Raw genomic sequence first — 12,637 nt, forward strand, 5'->3', positions numbered from 1 at the left:
TTATCGACCTCCGTTTTCTTGTTGGCGGATCTGGACCAGATACCCGAGCAGCAAGACCCCGATGAGGGCAGCGATGATGAACGCGACCGCCGCGGCGGAGCCGTATCGGTTTCCGCTCCAGAGGTCGATCACGAGACAGCTCAGCGTCGGCACGGTGTTACAGCCGGCTGTCGACTCGACGAGACCGTACACTTTGAGCGCACCGATGGTTCGGAACAGAAGTGCGACGAGTAGTGCCGGCAGGACGAGCGGGAGCGTGATCGTCCGGAACTGCTGGATTCTCGAGGCGCCCGCGACCTCGGCAACGTCGTAGAGGCTCCGGTCGATACTCTGGAGTCCGGCGAGGATGAGCAGCGCCATGAACGCCGACTGCTTCCAGATATCGGCGATAACGGCGACGAACAGCCCGTCCCGGCTGTTGGCCAGCGGGGTCGTCGAGATGAGTCCCAAGTCGTTGAGCGGGCCGACCGCGAACCCGATCGACGGCTGGAACATCAGGTAGAAGATCATCCCCTGAATCACGATCGGGACCGCCCACGGAAGGATCAACGCGACGCGGGCCCACCGACGGCCGCGAAACTCCTTGTTCAGGATCAGCGCCATCGCGAATCCGAGCACCGTCTCGACGGCAACGGCACTGACCGTATAGATCAGCGTTACAGGCACAGCGCTGGTGAACGGACTCGAGAGGCTGAAGAAGGGCCGCTGGAGGTTCGCCTGGCCGGTCAGAATCTCGACGTAGTTTTCCAGGCCGACGAACTCGCCGACGGGATTCGCGCCGGCGATGTTGTCCGCGTGCAGGGAGATATTGCCCGTGTACAGTAGCGGCCAGATGGCCATCGTCCCCAGCAGTGCGAACACGGGGAGCAACATCATGTAGACGAACTGCGTGTCGCTGCGGCGCTCGAGCCAGTTGAGTACCGTGCGATCGACGCGGTATCGCGACCGACTCGTCGACGTCTCGACTCGCGATGCCGTCGTGCTGTCCTCGGCGCTCATGAGCCGCTGTACTCGGCCTCGATATCGCTCAGTCGATCGGCGAGACTCGACATCGCCTCTTCGACGCCGGCATCACCCATCAGCGCGGCGTTTGCCTCCTGGGCGACCGGATCGACCTGCTGGTCCCAGACCTCCGTTACGGGCCTGGCCATCGTGTGGTCCCCGGCGTAGGAGAGTGCATCGAGGTAGCGGCCCATGATCGGGACGTCCCCCGCGTTCTCGAGGACGTCCGGCCGCGGCGGGATGTGGCCGACGAGTTCGAAGTTTTGCCGCTGGAACTGCTCGCTCGTCAGCACCTCGAGGAACTCGAGACAGTCCTCGAGTTGGGTCGTATTCGGATTCACGCAGTAGTTCCAGCCGCCGAGCGCGCCGATCGAACCGCCGGTGCCGGGATACTCGCCCTCTCCTTCGGGGACGCCGTAGGGCATCGGCATCACGCCCATGTCCTCGCCGAGCGCGTCGTCGGCCCCGTTGATGTTGATCGAGTAGGGCCAGTTCCGCAGCGCGACGGCGTTGCGGTCGGTGAACGGACTCATCGAGGGCGAGAGTCCCCACTGGAACGCCTCTTCCGACGTGATGTTCCCGGCGAAATCGTCGTGGGTGTCCGGCGCGTCCGTTCCGTGAATGAAGGTCCGAGCCATCCGAAGCGACTCGAGGACGGGTTCCTCGTCGACGGTCACGGGGCGGTCGCCGACCGGTCCGTAGAGGTTCTCTTCGGGGTTGCCGAAGTACGCACCGCCCCACGACGTGAGGAACTCGTTGAACACGCAACAGCCGAGTTGGATCTCGGACGCGGCCTGCCAGTTGAAGCCGTAGTCGACGTCGGACTGATCGTAGACGTCCGCGAGCTCGTGGGAGAACTGCTCCCACGACAGCGGATCGGTCGCGTGTTGTTCCCAGTCGTAGCCGGCATCTTCGACCAGATCCTTTCGGTACTGGATCGTCGGAAAGTCCGGGTACAGCGGCACGCCGTACAGCTCGCCGTCCTGGCTCGTCACGGAGTTGACGCTCTGCTCGAAGTAGTCGCTGCGAACCGTCTCGATAACGTCGTCGGAGAGTTCGCCCTCGAGGCTCAGGATCTGTTCCCGCACGATAAACGGGAGCGTCCAGCCGCTGTCGAACGCCAGCAGGTCGGGTTGCTCCTGATTGGAGTTGAGCCACTGGGAGTACTGGTTTTGCATCTCGTCGGTGTTCTCCCCGCCGCTGATCATCTCGAGTTCGATGTCTTCCGAGAGTCCGGCGTCGTACAGTGCCTCCTGGATCGCGTCGCTGTTGTTCTGCCACTCGTTCGTCGCGGTCAACTGCAATACTGACGCACCGTCGTCGCTGCCGCCGAAACAGCCTGCGAAACTCGCCGTCAGTCCCGTCGCACCTGTGAGCTTCACGAACCGTCGTCGCCGAATCGAACTGCGCACAGTCCGCCCGGTCGGGCTGCTATAGCTGTCAGGCATACACAGTATCGTCCTGCAGTAGATACATATATGTTTCCATTGGGCATGATTTTGCTATCCTATCCGAATACTATCGCTCGCACTACCGAATCCCGCTGCTACTCCTGTCCCTCGGCCCGTCTCACGATGTCGGCTGCTGTTCGGGCTTCAGTCCGTGAACGAGTGCGTCGCCGGTCGCCGTATCGAACAGATGAATGCTCGATTGATCGAAGGTGACGTCGATCACTTCGTTTTCCTCGATTTCCGTATCGGGTGTGACGCTCATCAGGAGGTGATCCCGCTCGAGGTCTGCGCTCACGTCGTCGGTATGGCCGTCTCCCTGCGGCACGAGGTAGACGAACATCTTCTCGCCGATCGGTTCGATTACGTCGACCGACGCGCGGACCGTCCCTGCCGTCTCCCCGTTTCGATGTGCGGCTTCGGGATAGATGTCCTCCGGGCGAATACCGAGAGTGACCGCATCCGTACTCCCTTCTTCGAGTCCGACGCCGTCGACGGTGACCGTTTCCGACTCGAAGCGACGGTCCGTCACGCTCCCCTCGATGAAGTTCATCGACGGCGAGCCGATGAAACCGGCGACGAACAGGTTCGCGGGTTCGTTGTAACACGTCAGTGGCGGGGCGATCTGCTGAAGCACGCCGCCGTTGATGATCGCAACGCGGTCGGACATCGTCATCGCCTCCTCCTGATCGTGGGTGACGTAGATCGCCGTCACGTCCAGCTTGCGCTGAATGCGCTGGAGTTCCGTCCGCATGTGCACCCGCAGTTTGGCATCCAGGTTCGCCAGCGGTTCGTCCATCAGGAAGACCTCGGGATCGCGCACGATCGCGCGGCCGATCGCGACGCGCTGTCGCTGCCCGCCGGAGAGTTCGCTCGGCATCCGATCGAGCATCCCCTCGAGTTGCAGCGTTTCGACGGCGTCGTCGACTCGGCGTTCGATGACCTCGTCGTCGGTGCCCCGGATTCGGAGCCCGTAGCTCATGTTGTCGAAGACGTCCATGTGGGGGAACAAGGCGATATTCTGGAACACCATCGCGATGTCCCGATCCTTCGGCGGCAGGCCGGTCACGTCTTCGTCGTCGATGTAGACGCTCCCCGACGACTGCGTCGTGAGGCCGCTGATCATCTCGAGCGTCGTCGACTTGCCACACCCCGAGGGCCCGACGAGCGAGATGAACTCCCCGTCGTCGATCTCGAGGTTCATGTCGTCGACAGCCGTGACGTCGCCGTACCGCTTGCTCACGTTCTCCAAGCGAACCGAACCCATGCTCCGAATATCATAACTCAGCTACATAAATATTCGTACTGTCGAGGGTCGCTCCGCTCGAGCGTCGAGTATCGATATCTCCCTGTGAGTACTCGCTAGCCCGGTCGAACGACCGCCGTTCGGCTAAAAACCGCGATCTGACCGGACCAATTATTTATTTCTCTCCTTCATAATTGAATTAAATAGGTATATTTTTAGCACCGATAACGGATAGTACAACCGGAGCATCCCATACCAATGGTTAGCAAGCAACGCAGACGCTTACTCGCGAGTATCGGCGCCGGAACGAGCCTACCGTTCGTTACCGGAGCGACCACCGCCGGATCGGACGACGGGACCGCGGCCAGCGAGAGCGAGGGCGACGGCGAGGCAGAACCACCGTTCGACGATCAGGTTGCAGCCGTCCTCGAGCGACTGACCGTCGAAGAGAAGGTTTCGTTGCTCCACCAGTATCAGCCGCCGATCGATCGAGCGGGGCTCGATTCATTCCGGACGGGGACGGAGGCGCTTCACGGCGTCGCCTGGCTGGGTGAGGCGACCGTCTTCCCGCAGGCGATCGGTCTCGGGAGCACGTGGGACCCGGACCTCGTTCGACGGGTCGGCGACGCGGTTGGCGACGAGGTACGCGCGATGCACAACGCGACCGACGGCGGCGTCGGGCTCAACGTCTGGTCGCCGACGGTCGATCCGCTCCGGGATCCCCGCTGGGGCCGCAACGAGGAGGGATACGCGGAAGATCCGCTGGTTACGAACGAGATCGCGACGGCCTACACGGATGGACTGACCGGCGATCATCCGGAGTACCTCAAGACGGCGCCGATACTCAAACACTACATCGGATACAACAACGAGACCGAGCGAACGACGACCAACGCGGAGATGCCGCCCCGCCTCTTGCGCGATTACTACCTCCCCTTCTTCCGGGACCCGATCGAGTCGGGCACCGCAGTCGGCGTCATGGCCTCGTACAACGTCGTCAACGGCCGGCCGATGACGGCGTCACCGCTGCTGGACGATCCCATCCGGGAGTGGGCCCCCGACGCAAACGCCATCATGAACGTCAGCGACGCCTGGGCACCGTTGAACCTCACCGGTGCGCAGGAGTACTTCGAGTCGGACGAGGAAGCGCGCGCCGCCGCGGTGCTTGCTGGGCTGGATAGCTTCACCGAGTTCGACGCCGACAACTCGACGACGACCGACGCCTTGCTGGGGGCACTCGAGGAGGGCTACCTCGAGGAAGACGACATCGATCGAGCCGCCGGCCACGTGTTGACCGTCCGCTCGCTGCTCGGCGCGTTCCTCGACTCTTCGGAGGACCCCTACGCACATCTCACCGAGGAGGTCCTCGGCCACGAGGACCACCGCGAGCTCGCCCGGGAGGCGGCACAAAAGGGGACGGTCCTCCTCAAAAACGACGCCGACGGTGCGCTCCCGCTTTCCGAGGACGAAACCGTGGCCGTCGTCGGGCCGCTCTGCGACCGAGTCTTCGAGGACTGGTACAGCGGCACGATGCCGTACCGGATCACCCTCCGCGAGGGAATGCGCGACCGGTTCGGTCCCGACCGACTCCGGACCGACGTCGGCGCCGATCGGATCGCGCTCAGAGAGCGGTCCTCCGGCGAGTACGTGTCGGCCAGCGTCGGCAAGGGCGGCGGCGGTCTTCACCTTCAGCGCAACGACGCGCCCAGCGTCCAGCTGTTCGAGCGCATTCAGTGGACCGACGACCACTGGACGCTCCGATCGACGGCGAACAACCGGTACGTGACCGTCGACGGCGACGATCTGGTCAACTCGTCGGCGGGGCCGGGCGGCTGGGAGGTGGTCGACGAAGCCTTCGAGTTCGTCGATGTCAGTGGCGCGGTCGTCCTCCACCATCCCAGCAGCGGCAACTACGTGACCGTCGAGGACGGGCTTCTGCAGGCCACTGCCGAAGAGCAGTCTGCTGCCGCTCGGTTCGACGTCGAGGTACGGACCGACGGTATCGAAGCCGCGGTCGAGGCCGCCCGCGACGCCGACGCCGCCGTCGTCGCGGTCGGAACGCATCCGCTGATGGGCGGCCGGGAGACGCAAGATCGAGACAACCTTGCCATGCCCCACTCTCAGCGGGAACTCGTCGAGCGGGTCAGCGACGCCCAGTCGGACACCGCGGTCGTCCTGCAGAGTAGCTACCCGGTCCACCTCGAGGGCGTGGAGGCCCGCGTCCCCTCGATCCTGTGGACCAGCCACGCCGGGCAGGAAACCGGACGCGCCCTGACCGACGTGCTGGTCGGCGACGTCTCTCCCGGCGGCCGCCTGACTCAGACGTGGCCCAGGTCGGCCGACCGGCTCCCCGACATCACCGAGTACAACGTCGCCGAGACGGGCATGACCTACCGGTACGGCCAGGACGATCCCCTCTACGCGTTCGGTCACGGCCTCACCTACACCAGCTTCGAGTACGGCGACCTCCAGATCACCCCGAGTGCGCCACTCCAGCCGGGCGAGACGGCGACGGTCAGCGTCTCCGTCGCGAACACCGGCTCGAGGGCTGCAGACGAGGTCGTCCAGTGCTACACTCGCCAGCGCCAGTCCCGAACGGACCAGCCCGACCGGGAACTGCGCGGGTTTGAGCGCGTCCACCTCGAGCCAGGCGAGCGCACGACCGTCGAGTTCGAGATCGACTACGACGAGTTCTCGTTCTGGGACGTCACCCGCCGACAGCGGGTCGTCGAACGCGCGACCCACTCGGTGCTCATCGGCTCCGCGTCCGACGACATCCGCGAGCGAGGGTCGATCCGCGTCGACGGCGAAAAGATCCCGCCGCGTGACCTCTCGACGGCGACGCGGGCCGTCGACGCCGATGACTGGTCGTGGGACGAGATCGAACTGCTCGACCGTTCGCGGTACGAGGGGACGGTCGTCGGCATGACCGACGGCTCGTGGGTCGCATTCCACGATGTGGATCTCCGGGACAAACCGACGGAAGCGACCGTTTCGGTCGCCAATGGCGGCAACAGTGCGGTGACGGTCGAACTCCGGCGCGGGTCTCCCGATGGTCCCGTGCTCGGTCAGTCGGAGGCCTCGCCGACAGGCGGCGTCTACGAGTACGAGGCGCACACGCTGTCGCTCGAGAAAGCCACCGGCAACAACCGCGAACTCTACGTCGTCGTTCGCGGTGGTGAGGCGCGAGTCGACACGATCCGACTCGAGTGATACCGCACGACTGACGACTGAGGCCGACCGGGACCGCTCAGCGGCGTCCGCCAGTCGCTACGCTCCGATAGAGGCGCTGGCGGGCCGTTCGCGTCCTCCGCATCGACCGTCTTCTCGAGCGTACGTATTGGGAGAGTAACAGTAAAGGGGCCGGAGAACGCGCATGTTGGCATGCAGTGTGAACTTCTGCGTTCGGAAGCCGACGGTCCGTGCATTCGGACCGCGGAGGGCATCCTCAAACTACAGGTAATCGACGACGCGATCGTCAGAGTCGTCCTCGGAACGGAACCGCTCACGGAACCGGCGACCGATAGTCCGATGATCGTCGAGCAATCCGTCAACGCCGACTGGTCGCTCGCCGAAACCGAGTCGACCATCTCGCTCGAGACCGCGGCGTTACGCGTCGATCTCGCGAAAGAGACCGGTGCGCTCACGTGGCGCGATGCCGACGGCGACTGCCTCGTCCGAGAACCGAGCGACGGTGGCCGATGTCTGGATCCCGTCGATGTCGAGGCAATGGCCGGTGAGAACGCAGCTTCGCCGCACGACACGCTCGAGCGGGAAGCCTTCTCGGCGACGTTCGAACTAGAGTTCGCCGACGACGAGGCGATCTACGGGCTCGGCCAGCACGACGACGGCATCGCGAACTACCGCGGGCACGACCAGCACCTCTACCAGCACAACACGAAGGTTGCGATGCCCGTCTTCGTCTCGGCGCGGGGATACGGCCTGCTGTTCGACAGTTACTCGCTGTCGACGTTCCACGACGACCGCCACGGCACGTACTTCTGGTCCGAATGCGTCGACGAACTCGACTTCTACGTGGTCTACGGGCCCGAGTTCGACGAGATCGTCTCGGGCTTCCGCCAGCTTACGGGAACGGCGGCGATGCTCCCGAAGTGGTCCTACGGCTACGTCCAGTCGAAGGAGCGCTACAAGAGCCAAGACGAACTGCTCGAGGTCGTCGACGAGTACCGCGAGCGGGAGATTCCGATCGATTGCATCGTCCAGGACTGGCAGTACTGGCCCGACTCGACCGCTGATGACCCGGACTTCGAGGAATGGGGCGGTCCCGCCGGTGACTGGGGTCAGTGGGGACAGAAGTCATTCGAACCCGAGCGATTTCCCGATCCCGACGCACTGACCGAAGGCCTCCACGAGCGCAACGTCCGGCTGATGATCTCCATCTGGCCGAATATGATCACCGGCGAGAACTACGAGGAGATGGCCGACGCCGGCCACCTGCTGGACGATCACGACCTTTCGGCGCCCGACAACGAGGTCAACTACTACGACGTCTTCGACGAGGAGGCCCGCGAGCTCTACTGGAAACAAGCCAACGAGGGCCTGTTTTCACACGGCGTCGACGCCTGGTGGGCCGACTCGACGGAGCCGTACAATCCCGACTGGGGACTCGAGCGCCCCCTCGAGCCGGCGCAGCGCCTCGCACTGATCACGGACGACTACAAGCAGGTCTTCGATCCGGCCTACAGCAACGCGTACTCGCTCTACCAGGCGAAGGGACTCTACGAGGGCCAACGGTCGACGACAGCGGACAAGCGCGTCCTCAATCTCACCCGGAGCGGCTACCCGGGCCAGCAGCGGTACGGCGCGATCACGTGGTCGGGCGACATCGAGGCGACCTGGGATCGACTCGAGAAGCAGCTCGCCGACGGCCTGCAGTTCACTGCCACCGGGAATCCGAAGTGGACGCTCGATATCGGCGCGTTCTTCGTCGCAGACAACACCGACGAGGAGTTCTACGCGAACGGCGACTTCGACAACGGGTACGAAGACCTCGGCTACCGTGAGCTCTACACCCGTTGGTTCCAGTTCGGTACCTTCCTGCCGCTGTTCCGTTCGCACGGGACGAACACGCCCCGCGAGATGTGGCGCTTCGGCGAGCCCGGCGACCAGTTCTACGACACGCTCGTGAAATTCGACGAACTTCGCTACCGCTTGCTCCCCTACATCTACTCGCTGGCGGGCTGGGAAACCCACCGCGACTACACGATGTTCCGCCACCTCGCGTTCGACTTCCGCGATGACGAGCGCGTCCACGACATCGCCGACCAGTTCATGTTCGGCCCGTCGCTGCTGGTCTGTCCGGTTACCGAACCGATGTACTACGGCCCGGACTCGACCTCTCTCGAGGAACGGGCGAAGGCTCGCGAGGTCTACCTCCCCGAGGGAACCGAGTGGTACGACTTCTGGACCGGCGAACGTTACGCCGGTGGCCAGACGATCCTCGCGGACGCTCCGCTCGAGAAGCTTCCATTGTTCGTCCGCGCCGGCAGCATCGTGCCGATGGGGCCGGTCGTCCAGCACACTGAGGAGCGGCCCGACGCGCCGTGGACGCTGCGCGTCTATCCCGGTCGCGACGGCTCGTTCGACGTCTACGAGGACGCCGGCGACGGCTACGACTACGAGGACGGGGCCTACGCCGTCACACCCCTCGAGTGGGACGATACTGCGAGCGAACTCGCGGTCGGCGAGCGGGAGGGCTCGTTCCCCGAGGTAGTCGAAACCAGAGACCTGCACGTCGTCGTGGTCGACGGCGAGCAGCAACGTGGGATCGGCGTCGACGCACACGATCCGCAGGCGACGCTCACGTACGAGGGTACAGCAACGAGCGTGACGATCGACCGCTAGTCGGTATCGGTTCGATTCACCGTGTCGCGCGTCCGTCCCGATCGATACTCGATGTTTCTCCTCCGACTGGACCGTCTCGAGGCGCAGTGATTCGTATTAGCTGGTGTCTGCAGTACAGTCGTGTCGATCAGGAGTACGTGATGTTGAGTTCGATTACGTTCGTCGCCTGCTCGAGCAGCGACGGAATCTCTTCCTCGAGGCGTTCGCCCTGTACCCGGGTCGTCGGCCCGGAGATCGAGATCGCGCCGAGGACGCGGCCGCTGTCGCTGCGAATCGGCGCCGCGGCACAGCAGAGCCCCTCGAGTCGCTCCTCCCTGTCGAAGGCGACCCCCTGCTCGCGGACCCGCTCGAGTCGGTCGTAGAGAGCTTCCCGGTCCGTGATCGTGTTCTCGGTGATCTTCGGCAGCCCGTGTTGGTCGATAATCTTCTCGACGCGCTCTTCGGGCATGTGTGCGAGAATCGCCTTTCCGAGCGCCGTACAGTGGAGATAGACCCGTGTCCCGACGTGGGCGTCGACCTCGACGGCGTCGTCGCCGGCGACGCGGTAGACGTAGGTCCCCCGACCGTGCTCCTCGACGAGGAGGTTTACCAACTCTCCTTCTTTCTCGGCGATCTTGTCCATCTCCGGCCGGGCGATATCGTACAGGTCCCGCCGGCTGCGGGCGTAAGCACCCAGTTCCAGAAATCGAATGCCGACGTGAAACGTCGTCCCCTCCTTGACCACGTACTCCTCCTCCTCGAGCGTACTGAGGTAGTTGTGGACGTTGCTCTTGGGTAGCTCGAGGTGTTCGGCGAGCTCCGTCACCCCGGCGCCGTCGAGTTCCTTGAGCGCCTCGATGATACGAAACGTCGTTTTCGTCGATTTGATCGGGTTGGCCGCTTTTGGGGACATACCGTGTCTATTGTTATCCATTATACAAAAACCTTGGTTCCACACCGTAGAACGATATATTATGGGGTGAAAGATCAACCGACTATCAGGTGTGCTCGGATCTACAACGATCTCAGCAGGTAGTACGAGACAGCACAGAGCGAAATCTACGCTATAGTGGGTCTCGAGAGTAGTTATATATGTCACTTCGACGTACGGTTCGTATGGTCGGACAGACGACGTACGACTACCGCGGGGAATCGGCGATCGTTACCGGCTCGACCAGCGGTATCGGCCGCGGCATCGCGAAAGCGTTCGCCGAAGCTGATGCGAACGTCGTCGTCAATGCCCGGACTACGGACGACGTCGAGGAAACCGCCGCAGAACTCGACGAGGTGGGCAACGGACGCGTCATCGGTGTACCGGCAGATCTCTCCAGTCCCGACGCAATCGACAGACTCGTCGATCGTTCGATCGACGCGTTCGGCGAGATCACCGTCCTCGTCAACAACGCCGCGGTCTGGCCCGAGGAGGAATCGATGGTGACGGCTCCCCTCGAAGACTGGGAGACGGCGATGCACGTCAACGTTCGCGCGCAGTTTTACGCCTCGCAACTCGTCGCACAGCACATGCTCGAACGCGGTCTCGAGGGAGCGATCGTAAACGTGACGAGCCAGACGGCCGATCGACGGACGGGCGGGCGCGGCCTGTACGGAACGTCGAAAACGGCGGTCAACGGGCTCACGTGGCGGATGGCACACGAGCTCGCACAGGAAGGGATTCGAATGAACGCCGTCTCGACGGACGTCACCGAGTCCCGCCAGCTCCGGTACGAAGCCGAGCAGATCGCCGCGGAGCAGTCGGACCGGACCGCCGAGGACGTACTCGAGGAGTGGGGCAACGAACGGCCACTGGGTCGACTTGGACAGCCACGTGACGTCGCCAATGCGGTCCTGTACCTCTGTAGCGACGCGGGGTCGTACGTCGTCGGGACGATCGTCCGCGTCAGCGGCGGTGGAAACCTCCAGTAGCGGCCCGGATTCGACGCTCCTCCATTTCGATACTGTCTCCTGAGGCCACTTCAGCCACTCACCGCAACCAACTCACCACGAGGTCACGCGAACGTCTCGCAGCGGCCGCGCCAACGGAATCTCTACCTTGCCACCCGAGTGATGGGAGAGATAGAGACCGATGATGATCTCGAGCGATCGAGTCGCCTCGACTCCCGTCGACCTGTTTTCGGCTCGCCCCTCGAGCACGTCGACGATGTGGGCGGCGGCGTTTGCGAACGCGCGCTCGTAATCGTCCTCCCAAGTCCAGGATCCATCGATACCGCGTAAGGGTGCTTCGACGTGCTCGCCGTCCTCGAGGCGCCAGTAGCGCCACTCGCCGTCATCGTTGTTCAGGTACAGTTTCCCCGCGTCGCCGATGAACTGCAGCGTCATCGAGGAACTGTCGCGGGGGATCGTACAGTCGATGGTGACGAAGGTGTCGTCGTCCATCACGACGAAGCCGCCGCCGCCGGCGTCGTCGACCTCCCGGGCGGCCTCGAGGTCATCGACGGCCTCGTTGGTGCCGTTCACGTACCCTGAGACGATTTCGGCGCGGGCGTCGAGCAGGTAGACGAGCGTATCGAGCAGATGCGTCGAGTTCCGGAGTAACTCCATGCGAAACTGCGTGGTGACCGACAGCGGCTCGCCGAGGATTCCCTCTTCTTGAACGAGGGTCCGAAGCTGCTGGAGTTTCTCGGTGAAGCGAAACGAGTGGTTCACGAGCAGTTCGGTGTCCGTCTCCTCGCAGGCTGCGACCATCTCATCGGCGTCGGTAACCGACGAGGCGATCGGTTTCTCGCACCAGATGAGATCGGGATCGGCGGCCGACCGCGCCGCGTCCACGACGTGCTTGTGGTGGAGATAGGAGGGCGTACAGACCGAGACGATGTCGAGCGTCTCCGCCTCGAGCATCGCCTCGTGGCCGACGTACCGCCGATCGGGCGGAATCTCCCACGCGTCGCCGAACTGCTCGAGGTTCGCCTCGTCGACGTCCGCGACGGCGACGAGTTCGATCTCGTCTTGCGCCTCGAAGCCGCCGGCGTGGCTGGCCGTGATCTTCTCGCGACCGATCCGCTCCTCGTCGTGCATGCCGAGAATGCCCATGCCGGCGATGCCGCCCGTCCCGATGATGCCTGCCGTGTAGGTCATCGAG

8 protein-coding genes are annotated in these 12,637 nt (G+C 63.8%); 3 read left to right on the top strand and 5 right to left on the bottom strand.

Annotation, left to right across the window (positions count from 1 at the left end; all coding sequences use genetic code 11):
• The 3 genes from ATJ93_RS19450 to ATJ93_RS19460 form a co-directional block, all read right to left on the bottom strand.
• Window positions 1–999 carry a carbohydrate ABC transporter permease gene (locus ATJ93_RS19450; protein ID WP_120246314.1) on the bottom strand — a complete coding sequence of 333 codons (999 nt, stop codon included), beginning with the start codon at window positions 997–999 and terminating at the stop codon, window positions 1–3.
• Window positions 996–2,450 (bottom strand): extracellular solute-binding protein, encoded by a 1,455-nt coding sequence (locus ATJ93_RS19455; RefSeq protein WP_120246315.1) that lies wholly within the window; start codon window positions 2,448–2,450, stop codon window positions 996–998. The genes ATJ93_RS19450 and ATJ93_RS19455 overlap by 4 nt, the downstream gene beginning before the upstream one ends.
• A gap of 121 nt (window positions 2,451–2,571) precedes the next feature.
• Window positions 2,572–3,717, bottom strand: a complete 1,146-nt coding sequence (locus ATJ93_RS19460; RefSeq protein ID WP_120246316.1) for an ABC transporter ATP-binding protein — start codon at window positions 3,715–3,717, stop codon at window positions 2,572–2,574.
• A 237-nt stretch (window positions 3,718–3,954) separates the two neighbouring features.
• Here ATJ93_RS19460 and ATJ93_RS19465 point away from each other — a divergent pair, with 237 nt between their 5' ends.
• Both ATJ93_RS19465 and ATJ93_RS19470 read left to right on the top strand, forming a co-directional pair.
• Window positions 3,955–6,909 carry a glycoside hydrolase family 3 protein gene (locus tag ATJ93_RS19465; RefSeq protein ID WP_120246317.1) on the top strand — a complete coding sequence of 985 codons (2,955 nt, stop codon included), beginning with the start codon at window positions 3,955–3,957 and terminating at the stop codon, window positions 6,907–6,909.
• Window positions 6,910–7,080: 171 nt separating this feature from the next.
• Window positions 7,081–9,561, top strand: a complete 2,481-nt coding sequence (locus ATJ93_RS19470; protein ID WP_120246318.1) for a glycoside hydrolase family 31 protein — start codon at window positions 7,081–7,083, stop codon at window positions 9,559–9,561.
• 127 nt (window positions 9,562–9,688) lie between these two features.
• Here the strand turns inward: ATJ93_RS19470 and ATJ93_RS19475 are convergent, their stop codons facing one another.
• Window positions 9,689–10,453 (bottom strand): IclR family transcriptional regulator, encoded by a 765-nt coding sequence (locus tag ATJ93_RS19475; protein WP_120246319.1) that lies wholly within the window; start codon window positions 10,451–10,453, stop codon window positions 9,689–9,691.
• A 203-nt stretch (window positions 10,454–10,656) separates the two neighbouring features.
• On the opposite strand from ATJ93_RS19475, the gene ATJ93_RS19480 reads away from it, so the two are divergent.
• Window positions 10,657–11,463 carry an SDR family NAD(P)-dependent oxidoreductase gene (locus ATJ93_RS19480; protein WP_120246320.1) on the top strand — a complete coding sequence of 269 codons (807 nt, stop codon included), beginning with the start codon at window positions 10,657–10,659 and terminating at the stop codon, window positions 11,461–11,463.
• Window positions 11,464–11,535: 72 nt separating this feature from the next.
• On the opposite strand, the gene ATJ93_RS19485 is transcribed toward ATJ93_RS19480, so the two are convergent.
• Window positions 11,536–12,633 carry a Gfo/Idh/MocA family protein gene (locus ATJ93_RS19485; RefSeq protein WP_120246321.1) on the bottom strand — a complete coding sequence of 366 codons (1,098 nt, stop codon included), beginning with the start codon at window positions 12,631–12,633 and terminating at the stop codon, window positions 11,536–11,538.
• Window positions 12,634–12,637 lie beyond the last annotated feature (4 nt).

It is taken from the genome of Halopiger aswanensis (assembly GCF_003610195.1).
Taxonomy (GTDB): domain Archaea; phylum Halobacteriota; class Halobacteria; order Halobacteriales; family Natrialbaceae; genus Halopiger; species Halopiger aswanensis.